Raw genomic sequence first — 16,209 nt, 5'->3', positions numbered from 1 at the left:
AAAAATAGCCTCCGTATAGAGGCTATTTTTTCGTTTCTAGCGAATGACCTCTAGCACTCGGCTTCAAGTGCCGTGGCTATTTCGGTTACTTTGACCTGAACGATACGATTGCTCTTCACATGCAGTATTTCGAATCGCCAATGCTGATACTCAACAGTTTCGCCTTGAGTTGGCACCCGTCCGATTAACCACGTCAAAAAGCCGTTTAAGGTTTGAAAACCTTCGCTCTCTTCACCTTCAATAGTATTGAGTTCAAGTTTGTACTTCAGCTCGTTAAGCGGGATAAGCGCATCCATCAACCAACTGTCATCTTTTTGCTTTTTCGCCCAGACATGCTGAGGTGCCATACCTAATTCACCGGCGATGGATTTGAGTAAATCGTGGTGAGTCACTAAGCCTTGCACATCTCCATACTCATCGACAATGAAGACCATTTCTGTACTGGTTTGCTGCATGTAATTGAGCAGCGGTAAGCCTTTCATAGACTCTGGTACAAAGCGTGAACGTTTGAGCAACTTGGCCAAGCGAGAAATCGACAGCTCGTCATATTCATCTAACAAGACCTTGGAAGAAATCGTACCTATGATGTTATCCAGCCCGCCTTTACACACAGGCCAAACGGAATGCTGCGTTTGGCGCAAGTTTCTGAGCGTTTCTTCAAGCGGTAAATCGAGGTCGAGGTAATGCATATCGCAGCGAGGCGTCATCAGCGAAAGCGCAAGGCGATCATTAAGGTGCAGTAAATTGCGAATCATCAGTTGTTCTTGCGGTTCGATTGCGCCGCATTCAGACCCTTCGCTCATCACGGCAAAAATGTCTTCCTCTGTGACGACTTCCCCAGTGTTGTTCTGACGCAACAGCTTGAGTAAAGCATCGGTCGATAAGGTTAGCAATAGAACAAACGGCGTAGTCAGTTTGGCTAACCAATGAATAGGGTAGGCAACGATAACGGCAATGCGCTCGGCATTATTTTGAGCAAAGCGTTTTGGGACCAATTCGCCTATCACAATAGCGAAGTAGGTGATGACGACAACGACAATCGCGGTGGCGAGTACAGTGGCAACTTCGCGCTCAATACCTTGAGTCACGAGCCAGTGTTCAAACGGAACCGAAAGCGTAGCCTCACCAAAGATACCGCTAAGGATACCGATCACTGTGATGCCGATTTGGATAGTAGAGAGGAATTGAGTGGGATTGTTTTTCAGTTGTAGAGCGAGGCGGGCAGAAGCGCTGTGTTCGGCAAACTTTTTCAGTCGGCCGCTTTTGGCGGTGACTAACGCAATCTCAGACATGGCAAACACGCCATTGAGAGCGATTAATCCAACCAGTAATAAAATGTCCATGAAGTTTTCCAGTGATGCACACGCTAGCAGCATAACGAGCTTTGCAGGAGAGAAACGTGAAGTGGCGAATAATTCATCACGCTGTAACAATGAAATGCGTAATGAAAAGGATAGAATTTGATTATCGAACCTGCTGTTGCTTGCGCGATGATTGATTCTGTTACTTAGGGCGGATTCTGATACACTACGCGCCCATTTCTTCGTTGAGACGTTTCTATGCCATTTTCTAAGCTTGGTTTAAGCGCTCCTATCACAGATGCTGTGAAGGCGCTGGGTTATGAAAAACCGACTTCTATCCAACAAAAAGCCATTCCAATTGTTCTGCGTGGTAGCAACCTAATTGCCGCAGCACAAACCGGTACGGGTAAAACTGCCAGCTTTGTATTGCCAATCTTAGAAAAACTGAGCCAAGGTGAAACGCAACGTAAAAAGCGTGCACGAGCGATCATTCTAACGCCAACGCGCGAGCTTGCACTTCAAGTACACCAAAGCATTGAAGCTTACAGTAAGAACTTGCCTTTGCGTTCAATGGCGATGTTTGGTGGTGTGGATTACGCACCGCAAAAACAAGCGCTAATCGAAGGTGTCGACATTGTGGTGAGCACACCAGGACGTTTGATTGACCTATACGGCCAACGCGCGATCCATTTTGATGAAGTAGAAATGCTGGTTCTGGACGAAGCCGACAAGATGTTGGATATGGGCTTCATCGATTCAATCGATAAGATCGTCGATTGCATGCCAGAAGACATTCAGAGCTTGTTGTTCTCTGCGACGCTATCTAACCCAGTGCGTGACTTAGCGAAGAACGCGATTGTCGATCCTGAAGAAATTTCGATTGCGAAACACAGCGCATCAAAATCAAACATCAAGCAGTGGATCACTACAGTCGATAAAGACATGAAGTCTTCACTATTAAGCCACATGCTGAACGAGAACGACTGGTCACAAGTGTTGGTATTTATCGAAACCAAGCACGGCGCAGCGAAACTGGTTACTCAGTTAGAGAAGCGCGGCATTGTGGCAGAAGCGTTCCACAGTGGTCGTAACCAACGCGTTCGCCAAGAGCTGATTGAACAGTTTAAAGCGGGTGAAATTCAATACTTGGTTGCGACGGGTGTTGCCGCACGCGGTATCGATATCGACAACTTGCCAGTGGTGATCAACTACGATTTGCCGTTCCCAGCTGATGAATATGTACACCGCATTGGTCGTACTGGCCGTGCTGGCGCGCAGGGTGAAGCGATCTCATTGGTATCGAAAGATGACTTCAAAAATCTGTGCATGATTGAAAGCCGTCTTGGTCATTTGCTAGAGCGTGTAGAAATTGAAGGTTTCGCACCAAGAAAACCAGTGCCAATTTCTATCTTGAACTACGTGCCGAAGAACAAGCGTAAACCGCAAGATCAGCGTCCTCGTCGTGACAACGGTGATAAGCGCAACGCGAAGTGATTACGCTTGAACTCTAGCGTATAAACTTGAATAAAAAAGAAGCCGCATTTGAATGCGGCTTCTTTGTTTTTCGCTTTAGTATTTAGTGCAGTTCAGATTAGCTCGCCTTAGCTTTGGCTAAACGTTGCTGAACATACTGAGGCTCAGTGCGCATGCCCATCACCAAACTCACACACATCACCAATAGAATGATGGTGAAAGGTAAACCGGTTGAAATCGTACCTGCTTGCAGGGCTTGAATCGCTTCTGTCCCGCCAATCCAAAGTAGAACCGCTGCAATTGCACCTTCTACGCTTGCCCAGAAAATACGTTGTGGAACGGGCGCATCTACTTTACCGCCAGCGGTAATACTATCAACAACCAGTGATGCAGAATCTGAAGACGTGATAAAGAACACCATGATCAAAACGATAGAGATAACCGATAACACAGTGCTCATTGGCATCGCTTCGTATGCGTAGAACAGAGACAGCGTAATGTCCGTTAGGCCGTTTGTGCCTAGCTCACCGACTTTATTCATGACTTGCTCAATCGCGATGCCACCAAATGCTGACATCCAAATCAGAGTAATTGTGGTTGGAATCAAGATAACTGCGGTAATGAACTCGCGAACAGTACGACCTTTAGATACGCGCGCAATAAACATACCGACACATGGTGACCATGAAATCCACCATGCCCAGTAGAATACCGTCCAGCCGTGCATCCAAGCTTCGTCTTCACGACCGTAAGGGTTACTCAGTGGAAGAATGTTTTCTACGTATCCCATCAGTGTGGTTGGGATCGTGCTCAACGCTGCGGCAAGGCCTGCCAGAATCACGAACACAAGTAGAGCAAATGCGACGGTTAGGTTGATGTTACTCAACACTTTCACGCCGCCATCAATACCGCGTACAACAGAGAAAATTGCCAGAGTAGTTACGAAGGCAATGACCGCCAACTGCATACCCAAGCCACTTTCGATACCAAATACATGACCTAAGCCACTTGCCGCTTGCTGTGCACCCAGACCAAGAGAAGTCGCGAGACCAAACAAGGTTGCCAGTACGGCCAACACATCAATCACGTGACCAAACCAACCCCAAGTGCGATCGCCTAAAATAGGGTAGAACACAGAGCGAATAGACAGCGGCAAACCTTTGTTAAAGGCGAAGAAGGCCATAGAAAGTGCAACTACTGCGTAAATTGCCCAAGGGTGTAGACCCCAGTGGAACATGGTTGCACCTAACGCGACTTGTTTGGCTTCTTCGGTAAATGGCGTTACACCAAGTGGCGTTTCATACCAACCAGTGAAGTAGGCTACTGGCTCTGCGACGCCCCAAAACATCAAACCGATACCCATGCCCGCGGCAAACAACATCGCAATCCACGAGATGTTCGAGTGCTCTGGTTTGGCATCTTCACCGCCAATACGGATCTTACCAAAAGGAGAAAAAACAAGACCGATACAGAAGATCAGAAAGATATTGCCAGCCCACATAAAGAGATCATCAAAAGAACCGATGATCTGCCATTTGACGCCATCAAGAGCGGCTTTTGCTGTGGCAGGATCGACTAAAAGAAGTGCGATTAAAAAAACGATGATCAGACCCGCGCTAGTACCAAAAACAGGGTTGTGAACATCAAATCCCCATTTCTGTACGTTGTCTTGGCCGACCGTATAGTCAGTATTCTCGATACTGTACTTATCCTTAGTTGTAGACATCATCCCTCTCAAACTACTTAGAGTACAAACTAATTTGTCGGCGCGCACTATAACAAAACTCAGATTAAATGGCTAATTTGCTGATTAATAGATCAGTAATGTCAGTTTTTATGCATATAAAAAGCAAAGAACACGAAATAATTTTTGGTGTGGATAAGCAAGTAATGCAAATCATTTGTCAAAAAAATGCATCGATAAATTTGTCGATAAGTGAAGTGTGAAGTCCGTGGCTATTCTTTTGATTTAATTGCCAATAATTAGGAAAACTTGGGAGATGTGTCTTACGCTTTACACAGATCGTGCGCGAAGGTTTGAGTTAGGGTTTTGTCAATTTTTTGTCGTCTTGTTTGCAGATGATGAGGAATAGGCGCAGACTTTCGCGCCTGCTATTCAACGCATAAATGAGGCACGAATGAAAACTGGTGATAAGCAATTTGCTGTAATTGGCTTGGGTCGTTTTGGCTTAGCCGTTTGTAAAGAACTGCAGGATTCCGGTTCACAAGTTTTGGCGGTAGACGTTAATGAAGACCGTGTGAAAGAAGCGGCAGGATTTGTTAGCCAAGCCATCGTGGCGAACTGTACTCAAGAAGATACGGTAGCTGAATTAAAACTCGACGATTATGACATGGTCATGATCGCCATTGGTGCCGATGTGAATGCCAGCATCCTCGCAACGCTGATCGCAAAAGAGGCGGGTGTGAAATCGGTTTGGGTAAAAGCGAACGATCGCTTCCAAGCGCGAGTGCTGCAAAAAATCGGCGCAGACCACATCATCATGCCTGAGCGTGATATGGGTATTCGTGTTGCACGTAAGATGCTCGATAAACGTGTTCTTGAGTTTCACCCACTAGGCAGCGGCTTAGCGATGACAGAGTTTGTTATCGGTTCTCGTTGGATGGGTAAAACCTTGGGCGATTTGGCTTTATGTAAAGTCGAAGGCGTACAGGTGCTTGGCTTTAAGCGCGGCCCGGAAATCACTAAAGCACCTGATCTCAATTCAACGCTAGAAATCGGCGACCTCATCATTGTAGTTGGTCCTCAAGACAAACTTGCGAGCAAGTTGAAATCACTATGAAGCAATTTCATCAGAGAGGCGTTTTTTACGTCCCAGATGGCAAACGAGATAAAGCGAAAGGTGGTGAGCCGCGCATTATATTGCTGAGCTTTCTCGGTGTGTTATTGCCTTCTGCTGTACTGCTTACTTTGCCTGTATTTTCTGTTACTGGCTTATCATTGACGGATGCGTTGTTTACTGCAACGTCTGCCATCAGTGTGACGGGGCTTGGCGTGGTCGATACGGGCCAACACTTCACATTGGCGGGTAAAATCCTGTTGATGTTTTTGATGCAAGTCGGTGGGTTAGGGCAAATGACCCTTTCAGCCGTTTTGCTGTACATGTTTGGTGTGCGGTTAAGTCTGCGCCAACAAGCACTCGCGAAGGATGCCCTAGGCCAAGATCGCCAAGTGAACTTGCGTAAGCTGGTGAAGAAAATTGTCATCTTCGCCCTGATTGCAGAGGCCATTGGCTTTATCTTCCTATCGTTCCGTTGGGTTCCTGAAATGGGTTGGCAAACAGGCATGTTCTATGCGCTGTTCCACTCTATCTCGGCCTTCAACAACGCGGGTTTTGCGCTTTTCTCCGATAGCATGATGAGCTTTGTGAATGACCCAGTGGTTATCTTTACGCTGGCGGGCTTGTTCATCTTCGGCGGTTTGGGTTTTACGGTCATCGGTGATTTGTGGCTGCATTGGCGCAGAGGTTTCCACTTCTTGCACCTGCACACCAAAATTATGCTGATTGCCACACCGGCATTGCTCGCTGTGGGCACAATCATGTTCTGGTTATTGGAAAGACACAATCCGAATACGATGGAGTCTCTACCAGTTGCGGGGCAGTGGCTCGCCGCCTTCTTCCAATCAGCCAGTGCGCGTACAGCGGGTTTCAACAGTGTCGATTTGGCGCAGTTCACTCAACCAGCGTTACTCGTGATGATTGTATTGATGCTTATCGGTGCGGGTTCTACCTCAACCGGTGGTGGTATTAAGGTATCGACCTTTGCTGTGGCATTTATGGCAACATGGGCATTCTTGCGTCAGAAGAAACATGTGGTGATCTTCAAACGCACTGTGAACTGGCAGACGGTAACTAAATCGTTGGCGATCATTGTGGTCAGTGGCGCTATCTTAACGACCGCGATGTTCTTACTGATGATCACTGAGAAAGCGGCCTTTGATAAGGTGATGTTTGAAACCATCTCTGCTTTTGCAACCGTAGGTTTGACTGCGGGTCTGACCGCAGAACTGTCTGAGCCGGGTAAATACATCATGATTGTGGTGATGATCATCGGACGTATCGGGCCTTTGACGTTGGCGTATATGCTAGCGCGTCCTGAACCAACGTTGATCAAGTACCCAGAAGACAATGTCTTAACTGGCTAATAATAGATCTATTACCAGCAAACGATTACGCGAGTATGACGGTTAAACCGCTGCTCGCGTTTTTTATAAATACATCAGCAAAATGAGAATAATTTCGATTTATTTGCCATCGCAGTATTTCAATCTTTAACGATTTCTGTACTATCCCATAGTTCTTTCATATACAACTTGTTGTTTTTATTTGCGTATGGAATGCGTAATCGCGCATCGAACTCATGGAGCCGTAGTTTGAAGTTCAAGACTCTAGCACTCACCATGCTGGCCACCGTTATCTCTGGTCAAAGCATGGCAACCACACCCCCTTCTCCTGTTTGGCAACCCGTTACCCTCAGCGATGGAACATCCAGTGATATTATTTTACGCGGAACCGCTGCGTTTCACTGGCATGAAGACAAGCAAGGCAATGCCCTGATCAAAAAAGATGGACATTGGTTCTTTGCAGAGATTAAACGTGAATCCGATTCTCCAATTTTGGTTTCAACGGGTGTAGAGAAAACACAATCAACGTCAGCACCAGAAGCTTCACAGCTTCGTCCGAGTGTGTTGGTTAAGCCTGCTTTGTCTTCGTTAAGAACGATTGAGCCAAGAGCGCGTGCAAACCTGATGCGTCAACAAGCCCAAGGTTACCAAGCAATGAACTCGTCAGGCGTGACAGAGCAACCTTTGCTGGTGGTTGAAGTGTCGTTCAATGACCAGAAAATGGTGCATGATTTTCAACAGCTTGTGTTTGGTGAGAACCGTCAAAGTGTTGTGGATTTCTACGATAAAAACTCAAAAGGTCAGTACCGAGTTGTACCAGCAAACGAGAACTATGGTACGACAAATGATGGTGTGATTAGCGTTACTGTGAATCAAAACCACCCGGACTGTAACAGTAATCGTCGTGGTGACGAGTGTGACGTAAAAACCAACGCAGTTTTTGCCGAGGCATATCAAAAGCTCGATCAATACATCAACTTGGCGCAATACGACACGAACAACAGCGGCAGTGTTGATCCGACTGAGCTGTCAGTGATGTTTATTTTTGCAGGCGGTGATTTAGCCGCTAACCAAGTCGATCGTCCTTCTATTTGGCCGCATAAGTTTTCTCATGATGACGTGACGATTGATGGTACTGTCATCAGAGATTACTGCGTATTTGCTGATTTTCAGCTAACGCACCAATCGACACTGGGTGTGATAGTGCACGAGCTTGGTCACCTAATGCTGGGACTACCTGACTTGTATTCATACAGTGGCTCAGGCTCTATTGGTGAATGGGGTGTCATGGGCGGCGGTTCATGGGCAATGAAGCCTGGTGATAGCTACGCGGGTGATACGCCTGTAAACATGAGTGCTTGGAGCAAACATGCGGCTGGCTTTGTTGTTCCTCAGGTGGCTCATGGTAACGAACCTTTTTCATCGATTAAAAATGGCGAAGTGAAGCTAGTTTATCTCGACCCATATTTAAAAGAGCATGGCCCTCGAGTTTATCTTGAGAACCGAACTTATTCTGGTTACGACCGAGCGCTTGCTGGCGAAGGTATGTTGGTTACATCTGTCAACATCATGAACCGCTTCAATGACACGGGCGAGATGCAGGTTCAGATCATGCAGGCAGATGGCTATGGTGAGCTAGAAAGCCGTTGGGGAACCAGTGAGAGTGGTGACTTGTATCCGAACGGAGGCATGTTCATTACAGACAGTACTAATCCGGGTTTTTATGACATTGCTGGTTTCAATACTGATGTAGCCATTTTGAACTTTGTCAGTAATGCCACCGATGCGGCTTTCTCATTAGAGATGCCAAGCGAGCCAAATAAATCGGCATGGAAGAACTCATTTTACCGTGGTTTTATCTACCCGGGTTCTGATGATGCATTAGCGATTACTGTTGACCTTGGCGTTGACTCAGAACTGGATGGTTTACAACTGTTTGCTTCAACTAATATTTGGAGCAACACGATGAGCTACAAAGTATGGCGTTTCCCCGCTCCTGCATTTGAAAATTACAGTTTGTCGTTACAAGAAAGCGACGCTCAATTGCTGCAAGAGGGGACGTTAGATTCGTCTTCACGCATTATCTTTGATCAGCCAAGTCAGTTAAGTGCGGGTAAACACCTTCTTCTCGTTGAAATTGAGGGTGGTATCTTCGAGACCAACTTCAACTTTGACAGTGAGTTAGCGACGGAGATTTCACCTTTGCCAACCATGTGGGCTGGCAGCAGCAGTGATATTTACTCTTCAGGCTTATCACGACAAGGGTTCTCTTTTGTTCCTTTCGCGGCGCTGTTTGATGTCGATGCCAGCAGCATTGTTGAAGCAAAATCGGATGCGATTGAAACCGACAAGAACATGCCTGCCGAGCTTAACCTGATGTCCAACGACTTTATCGCACCAGGCTATCAGTTTAGCGTTGAGTACACGCAAAAACCGACACATGGCACCATCAATGATGATCAATATGTGCCTAAAACTAACTTCGTAGGCAGTGATAGCTTCCAGTATCGTTTGGTGTCTTCGGATGGCTCTCTCTCGTCTCAACCTGTTACTGTTCAAGTTACGGTGAATGGACAAAACGAAGCACCAACTGCAAGTGTGGAAGCTGACACGAGCAGCATGAGTACCAATGGCCAAGGAAGCCTGTCTGCGGCATCAAGCACTGACCCTGATGGTGATGCGCTTGAATACGCTTGGCAGCAAACCGCAGGTACGGATGCGACGCTTTCTGACGCAAACACGGCAGAGGCGAGCTTTACGGTTGCACAGGGCACCAAAGCCGGTGAGATTCTGACATTCCAAGTAACGGTCAAAGACCCAAGCGGTTTGTCTTCAACCGCCAATGTGGATGTCGAAGTGGTCAACACTGCTCCAATCACCACTCAAGATGTTGCAAGCGTGGAGGAAGGTAAGAGCATCACCATTGATGTGTTATCGAATGATTATGACTTCAACAACGACTCTCTAACACTTCAGTCGGTAAACAATCCGTCTGGTGTGGGTACTGCCAGTGTGGTTAACGGCAAGGTTCTTTACCAAGCACCTGAAGAGGGTGTGGCAAATGTACAACTGCAGTACACCGTGTCTGACGGTAATGATGGCACTGCGACAGGTTCAGTGAATGTCTCGGTGGTTGCTTCAGTTAACAGTGTGAGCTTCGAAAGCTCTGATAGCGGCGGTAGTGTCTCTTACTGGTCGCTCGTGTTGTTGGCATTGTTAGGTTGGCGTCGTCGCGCTTAAGCTTTAATTTCTAATATTGTTAAGCCACTCATTTGAGTGGCTTTTTCTTTGGTTTATTCAAACCTCAATAATTCACGCATTAATCTTTTTGTTATGAGATGAGTTTCAACTTTATTTTTGTACGCTTTGTGCTTTTGAGGCGTAGTCTATGGCTAAATCATTTATAAAAAGTAAGGATATTTTTATGTCTGATAATTCGTTGTCTGTTGCTGCTATTTGCCAAGAGGCAGTGGGCATGGTCAGGGCAAACTTACTCGCGATTGTGGTTGCGTGTATTCCTTTGATCGTGGTTCATACGATATTTATTACTCAATATCAAGGAGCCTTGGTTCAAGGATCGCAAGAACCTGACTTTTCCAACGTTGGTGCCGGCTTCTTTGTGACGACGTTTCTGCTGTATCCACTGGTGGCGGCAATGGCGGTAGTACGCATCCATCGTATCTACCTTGCACATGAGTACATGCATTCTGCTCTAGATGTGATGCGATTATCGATGCGCGAGCTGCGCTTTATTGGTTGGTGGATTTTGTTTGGTTTGTCGATGATGTTTACATTGGCGCTTCCTATATTCATCGTCACCTTTTTGTATGCGGCAGAAGGTGGAGAAGCGAGTGAGTTAACTTTCACTATCATTACCTTACTTGCCAGTATCCCGGGTCATTGGATCCTTTCGCGTTGGTCGTTAGTTTTGCCAGCGACGGCGCTAGATCGTGAACCTAGAAGCCTTGGCGACGCATGGAGAAAGAGTAAGCCTTATAACAAGCAGATATTTGTCTTGATGGGGCTCATTCCTCTGATAGTTGGCGCTGTTAACCAGTTCATTTTTGCCGAGTTTAATCACATATTGGCATTTGTTGTGTCTGGTGTGATCTTCGGTATTTTTGGTGCTTACCAAATCGCACTATTGTCTTTAAGCTACCGAACTATTCTGAACATTGAGCGCGCCAAATTCAAAGGTGTGCCTGACTCTCAAAGTGATGCTTATGAGTTTCGTGGTTAATTGAAACTCATACTTGCCCCATGATTACTGATGGTTCGTGGGGCATGCTTCCAACTTCTTTTTCTCTCCTAATAACCCAAACCTCTTCGTGAATCGTAAATACCCATGAATAATTCGTGGCTGAAGGTGACCTTGCACACAGCTTATACTGTTGGTTAGGAAGTCGTTTATTAAGGAACTGCTATGTCCGTTTGGGAAGGTGTGAATTTTACCCATCGATTCAGTGAACTGCCGTCGGCATTTTTTACCTATGTTACGCCGCAGTTTTTAGATAACACTCGCTGGGTGGTGTGGAATGGTGAGTTCGCGCAGCAATTTGGTTTACCAGCAACCGAAAACGAAGAGTTGTTGAATGTGTTTGCCGGACAAAAAGAATTTGCGCCATTTGCTCCTCTGGCAATGAAGTACGCGGGCCATCAATTTGGTGTGTACAACCCGGACTTGGGTGATGGTCGTGGCTTGCTGCTCGCTGAAATGCAGCACCAAGATGGCACTTGGTTCGACATTCACCTCAAAGGGGCCGGTCTTACGCCTTATTCTCGAATGGGTGATGGTCGAGCGGTATTGCGTTCTACGATACGTGAATATCTGTGCAGTGAAGCCATGGCAGGGCTTGGCATTCCTACGACCAGAGCGTTGGGTATGATGGACAGTGATACACCCGTTTACCGCGAGAAGATGGAATACGGCGCACTACTGATTCGTGTTGCAGAAACCCACATTCGTTTTGGTCACTTCGAGCACTTCTTCTACACCAATCAACTTGCTGAGCAAAAGCTGCTCGCTGACAAAGTGATTGAGTGGCATTTCCCTGAGTGCTCCCAAGCGGAAAAGCCATACGCAGCCATGTTTGAGTCTGTTGTGGAGAAAACCGCAGAGATGATTGCGTACTGGCAAGCTTATGGTTTTGCCCATGGTGTAATGAATACTGACAACATGTCGATTCTAGGACAAACCTTTGATTACGGGCCGTTTGGTTTCCTCGATGACTACGATCCTAATTACATTTGCAACCATTCGGATTACCAAGGTCGTTACGCCTTTGAACAGCAACCGCGTATCGCATTGTGGAATCTCTCTGCTTTGGCGCACTCCTTGTCGCCTCTTGTACAGAGAGAAGATCTTGAGGCTGCACTCGGGAAATTTGAAGTGCGTCTGAGTCAAAAATTCAGTGAACTAATGCGTGCCAAACTTGGTCTTCATACCAAAGTGGACGAAGACGGCCGCTTGTTCGAAGCCATGTTTGAACTGCTGAACCAAAATAAAGCTGACTACACTCGCTTCTTCCGTGAGTTGTCTAACCTTGATGTTAAGGCGCCTCAAGCTGTGATTGATTTGTTTATTGATCGAGAAGCGGCAAGTGCATGGGTAGACTTATATCTCGCTCGCTGTGAATTAGAAGTGGACGAACTCGGCGAGCGCGTATCAGCACAAACTCGCTGTGAACAGATGCGTCGAACGAATCCGAAATACATTCTACGTAACTACCTAGCTCAACTTGCCATCGATAAGGCAGAGGAAGGAGACTTCAGTGAAGTAAACCGACTGGCTGAGCTATTAAAGCGTCCTTATGATGAACAACCCGAGTTTGATGATTATGCCAAGTTGCCTCCTGAGTGGGGTAAGAAGATGGAAATCAGCTGCTCTTCCTAATGTGTCATTTTCCACCCATCTCGTTGGTTCGTGTGGGTGGATTTGCCCCCTTTATCTTCACCCATGATTTCTCATTGTTATTTAAGTGTCTGACTAATAAAGAATAATTAACTTGGTCTGCAACTTGCTCTTTGTTGAACATCCGTACCCATTACCCATTACCCATTACCCATTACCCACTACCGATTTAGGTACTCATGGAAAGGATGGGATGTGATTCAACAAGGAGAATAATAATGTTTAAGCCTCTAACCCTATTGTCTGTTTCTGCTCTGGCTACCACTAGCTTTAACGCTGCCGCAAACTGTGACCCTGGTGAAACCGTGATTAAGTTCAGCCATGTAACCAATACAGATAAGCATCCAAAAGGCATTGCTGCTTCGTTACTGGAAAAGCGCGTGAACGAAGAGATGAATGGCAAAGTCTGTATGCAGGTTTTCCCTAACTCGACGCTGTACGATGATAACAAGGTGCTTGAAGCGCTACTTAATGGTGATGTTCAACTCGCTGCCCCTTCTCTTTCAAAGTTTGAGAAATTCACCAAGAAGTACCGCATCTTTGACCTTCCTTTCCTATTCGAAGATGTGGCGGCTGTTGACCGTTTCCAAAACTCGGAATCAGGTGAAAAGCTGAAAAACGCAATGAAACGACGTGGTCTACAGGGCTTAGCTTTCTGGCATAACGGTATGAAGCAAATGTCTGCCAACAAGCCATTGATGGTGCCGAGCGATGCAGAAGGCTTGAAGTTCCGTGTACAAGCTTCAGACGTATTGGTTGCTCAGTTCGAACAGCTTGGTGCAAACCCACAAAAGATGTCTTTCAAAGAAGTATACGGTGGCCTTCAAACTAAGGTTATCGATGGCCAAGAAAATACGTGGTCCAACATTTACGGTAAGAAATTCTTCGAGGTACAAGATGGCATTACCGAAACCAACCACGGCATTCTGGACTACCTAGTGGTGACATCGAACGATTTCTGGAAAAACCTGCCAGACGATCAGCGTGAACAGCTAAACACCATCATTCAAGAAGTGACGGCTCAACGTAACGCAGAGTCAACCCAAGTGAACCTAGCAAACAAGAACAACATCATCGAAGCAGGTGGTGTGGTACGTACCCTAACGCCAGAACAGCGCCAAGAGTGGGTAACTGCACTGCAACCTGTGTGGAAGAAGTTCGAGAAAGACATTGGTTCAGACCTTATCGATGCAGCACTCGCATCCAATCAATAATCCGCTCGCCCAAGCTCTTTGGGTGAACAAGTAAAAATACAAAGCACTACGATTGGCGCTCGTGTACTCATTCATGGGGAAGAGGGCCCTTTTCTCCCAATAATGACGTGATGTAATTATGGAACAGACTTTTTTTGCCAAGGTTGGGCGAATCACCGACGCCATTGAAGAAACGTTGATTGCGTTCTTTCTTGGCGCGATGACGTTGCTGACGTTTGCCAATGTGATTTTTCGCTATGTCTTCAACGACAATATTCTTTGGGCACTGGAACTGACGGTGTTCATGTTCGCATGGATGGTGTTGGTCGGCGCATCTTATGGTGTGAAGAAGCATTTTCACATCGGTGTCGATGTCATTATCAATATGGTGTCTGAGCCGAAACGAAAAATCCTCGCACTGCTCGCAGCCGCTGGTTGCCTAGCGTTTTCTATTCTGCTTTTAGTTGGTTCTTGGAACTATTGGTATCCGTTTGTCACCGAGCGAGCGTGGTATGAGACCGATGATATTCCGATGCCTGAGATGTTTCAGTTTCTCGCTGATTGGCTCAATGAAGGTGAGCGCTATGAGAAGCTGCCTCGCTTTATTCCTTACTTTGCTTTGCCCCTTGGTATGGCGCTACTCACTTTCCGTTTTGTGCAAATCACTTGGCAGATCGCAACAGGCAAATTGGATCGCTTGATTGCAGGCCATGAAGCAGAGGAAGAGTTAGAAGCGTTAAAAGAAGAACTCAGTGAAGCCGCAGACGCGATTCCGAATGGTTCTTCATCATCAGATCGCAAGGAGCAATAAATCATGGATATTCTGTTTTTATTCTTGATGGTGATTGGCTTCATGCTGATCGGTGTGCCAATTGCTGTCTCGCTGGGTCTTTCCAGTATTCTTTTCTTACTAATGCACTCGGATGCGTCTTTGGCTTCCGTTGCCCAAACACTGTTTAACGCGTTTGCTGGCCACTACACTTTGTTAGCGATTCCTTTCTTTATTTTGGCCTCAAGCTTTATGTCTACCGGCGGTGTTGCCAAGCGCATTATCCGCTTTGCAATTGCTATTGTCGGCTGGTTCCGCGGCGGTTTAGCCATGGCATCGGTCGTGGCATGTATGATGTTTGCTGCGCTATCGGGGTCATCCCCTGCAACCGTAGTGGCGATTGGTAGCATCGTTATCGCTGGTATGATCAAGAATGGTTACTCGAAAGAGTTTGCAGCGGGTGTTATCTGTAATGCGGGTACGCTGGGCATTTTGATCCCACCTTCGATCGTGATGGTAGTGTATGCCGCCGCAACGGATGTGTCGGTTGGACGTATGTTCCTTGGTGGCGTCATTCCGGGCTTGCTGGCGGGTGTGATGTTGATGATCGCGATTTACATTGCCGCGAGAATCAAGAACCTGCCAAAACAACCTTTTGTTGGTTGGAAAGAAACCTTCGATGCCGCCAAAGACGCAAGTTGGGGTTTATTGCTGGTGGTGATCATCCTTGGTGGTATCTACGGCGGTATCTTTACGCCAACAGAAGCGGCGGCAGTGGCGGCGGTGTATTCATTCTTCATTGCTAACTTTGTTTACAAAGACATGGGACCTTTTGCCGACAAGCAGAATACCAAACCTGCATTGGTTAAAATCTTCCAAACGTTTGTTCATAAAGATACCAAGCATACGCTTTATGAAGCAGGCAAACTGACCATCATGCTGTTGTTCATCATTGCTAATGCCTTGATTCTTAAGCACGTGCTTACCGAAGAACGCATCCCGCAAATGATCACCGAATCTATGCTGTCAGCAGGTCTTGGGCCGATTACCTTCTTAATTGTGGTTAACGTCTTGCTGCTGATTGGCGGTCAGTTCATGGAGCCATCTGGCTTGCTCATCATCGTCGCGCCGTTGGTGTTCCCAATCGCGATTGCACTGGGTATTGACCCGATCCACCTTGGCATCATGATGGTGGTGAACATGGAGATAGGCATGATAACGCCACCTGTAGGGCTCAACTTATTTGTGACTGCTGGGGTAGCGAAGATGTCGATGATGAATGTGGTGAAAGCGGCTCTACCATGGGTAGCGGTGATGTTCCTCTTCCTCATTATCGTAACGTACGTGCCTTGGGTCTCCACTTGGTTACCAACGACGTTGATGGGACCAGAAATCATCACTAAGTAGCGACATAGAAA

Annotated in this window: 11 protein-coding genes; 9 read left to right on the top strand and 2 right to left on the bottom strand. The window is 46.6% G+C overall.

All coding sequences use genetic code 11. The features are described from left to right. Positions 1-50: 50 nt before the first annotated feature. Positions 51-1,376 carry a hemolysin family protein gene (locus VCHENC03_RS06395; RefSeq protein WP_032802962.1) on the bottom strand — a complete coding sequence of 442 codons (1,326 nt, stop codon included), beginning with the start codon at positions 1,374-1,376 and terminating at the stop codon, positions 51-53. 183 nt (positions 1,377-1,559) lie between these two features. Here VCHENC03_RS06395 and VCHENC03_RS06400 point away from each other — a divergent pair, with 183 nt between their 5' ends. Beyond that, positions 1,560-2,795 carry a DEAD/DEAH box helicase gene (locus tag VCHENC03_RS06400; RefSeq protein ID WP_009707180.1) on the top strand — a complete coding sequence of 412 codons (1,236 nt, stop codon included), beginning with the start codon at positions 1,560-1,562 and terminating at the stop codon, positions 2,793-2,795. Positions 2,796-2,892: 97 nt separating this feature from the next. Here the strand turns inward: VCHENC03_RS06400 and VCHENC03_RS06405 are convergent, their stop codons facing one another. Then, positions 2,893-4,500, bottom strand: coding sequence for a BCCT family transporter (locus VCHENC03_RS06405; protein ID WP_009707179.1), 1,608 nt, complete (start codon positions 4,498-4,500; stop codon positions 2,893-2,895). Positions 4,501-4,912: 412 nt separating this feature from the next. On the opposite strand from VCHENC03_RS06405, the gene VCHENC03_RS06410 reads away from it, so the two are divergent. The 8 genes from VCHENC03_RS06410 (at position 4,913) to VCHENC03_RS06445 (ending at position 16,198) form a co-directional block, all read left to right on the top strand. Continuing rightward, positions 4,913-5,575 (top strand): potassium channel family protein, encoded by a 663-nt coding sequence (locus VCHENC03_RS06410; RefSeq protein WP_005437626.1) that lies wholly within the window; start codon positions 4,913-4,915, stop codon positions 5,573-5,575. After that, positions 5,572-6,939, top strand: coding sequence for a TrkH family potassium uptake protein (locus tag VCHENC03_RS06415; RefSeq protein WP_005437625.1), 1,368 nt, complete (start codon positions 5,572-5,574; stop codon positions 6,937-6,939). The genes VCHENC03_RS06410 and VCHENC03_RS06415 overlap by 4 nt, the downstream gene beginning before the upstream one ends. A 228-nt stretch (positions 6,940-7,167) precedes the next feature. Beyond that, on the top strand, positions 7,168-10,158 hold the full coding sequence (locus VCHENC03_RS06420; RefSeq protein WP_009707178.1) for a M6 family metalloprotease domain-containing protein: 2,991 nt from the start codon (positions 7,168-7,170) through the stop codon (positions 10,156-10,158). A 184-nt stretch (positions 10,159-10,342) separates the two neighbouring features. Further along, positions 10,343-11,158 carry a hypothetical protein gene (locus VCHENC03_RS06425; RefSeq protein ID WP_009707177.1) on the top strand — a complete coding sequence of 272 codons (816 nt, stop codon included), beginning with the start codon at positions 10,343-10,345 and terminating at the stop codon, positions 11,156-11,158. A 183-nt stretch (positions 11,159-11,341) separates the two neighbouring features. Beyond that, positions 11,342-12,811, top strand: coding sequence for a protein adenylyltransferase SelO (locus tag VCHENC03_RS06430; RefSeq protein WP_009707176.1), 1,470 nt, complete (start codon positions 11,342-11,344; stop codon positions 12,809-12,811). A 236-nt stretch (positions 12,812-13,047) separates the two neighbouring features. Then, positions 13,048-14,043 carry a TRAP transporter substrate-binding protein gene (locus VCHENC03_RS06435; protein ID WP_009707175.1) on the top strand — a complete coding sequence of 332 codons (996 nt, stop codon included), beginning with the start codon at positions 13,048-13,050 and terminating at the stop codon, positions 14,041-14,043. A 118-nt stretch (positions 14,044-14,161) separates the two neighbouring features. Continuing rightward, complete coding sequence (locus tag VCHENC03_RS06440) at positions 14,162-14,833, top strand: TRAP transporter small permease (RefSeq protein ID WP_009707174.1); 672 nt, start codon at positions 14,162-14,164, stop codon at positions 14,831-14,833. 3 nt (positions 14,834-14,836) lie between these two features. After that, a complete protein-coding gene (locus VCHENC03_RS06445) occupies positions 14,837-16,198 on the top strand; it encodes a TRAP transporter large permease (protein WP_005437607.1) in 1,362 nt (453 codons plus the stop codon). Positions 16,199-16,209 lie beyond the last annotated feature (11 nt).

The sequence above is a fragment of the Vibrio sp. HENC-03 genome (assembly GCF_000305755.2).
Taxonomy (GTDB): Bacteria; Pseudomonadota; Gammaproteobacteria; order Enterobacterales; family Vibrionaceae; genus Vibrio; species Vibrio owensii.
Note: the sequence above shows the minus strand (reverse complement) of the source record. Positions and strands in the feature narration are given on the sequence as shown.

Coding starts and splice junctions, on each gene's coding strand:
- VCHENC03_RS06440 (WP_009707174.1), top strand. CDS start 14,162: ATGGAACAGACTTTTTTTGCCAAGGTTGGGCGAATCACCGACGCCATT.
- VCHENC03_RS06425 (WP_009707177.1), top strand. CDS start 10,343: ATGTCTGATAATTCGTTGTCTGTTGCTGCTATTTGCCAAGAGGCAGTG.
- VCHENC03_RS06435 (WP_009707175.1), top strand. CDS start 13,048: ATGTTTAAGCCTCTAACCCTATTGTCTGTTTCTGCTCTGGCTACCACT.
- VCHENC03_RS06400 (WP_009707180.1), top strand. CDS start 1,560: ATGCCATTTTCTAAGCTTGGTTTAAGCGCTCCTATCACAGATGCTGTG.
- VCHENC03_RS06415 (WP_005437625.1), top strand. CDS start 5,572: ATGAAGCAATTTCATCAGAGAGGCGTTTTTTACGTCCCAGATGGCAAA.
- VCHENC03_RS06395 (WP_032802962.1), bottom strand. CDS start 1,376: ATGCTGCTAGCGTGTGCATCACTGGAAAACTTCATGGACATTTTATTA.
- VCHENC03_RS06405 (WP_009707179.1), bottom strand. CDS start 4,500: ATGTCTACAACTAAGGATAAGTACAGTATCGAGAATACTGACTATACG.
- VCHENC03_RS06445 (WP_005437607.1), top strand. CDS start 14,837: ATGGATATTCTGTTTTTATTCTTGATGGTGATTGGCTTCATGCTGATC.
- VCHENC03_RS06410 (WP_005437626.1), top strand. CDS start 4,913: ATGAAAACTGGTGATAAGCAATTTGCTGTAATTGGCTTGGGTCGTTTT.
- VCHENC03_RS06430 (WP_009707176.1), top strand. CDS start 11,342: ATGTCCGTTTGGGAAGGTGTGAATTTTACCCATCGATTCAGTGAACTG.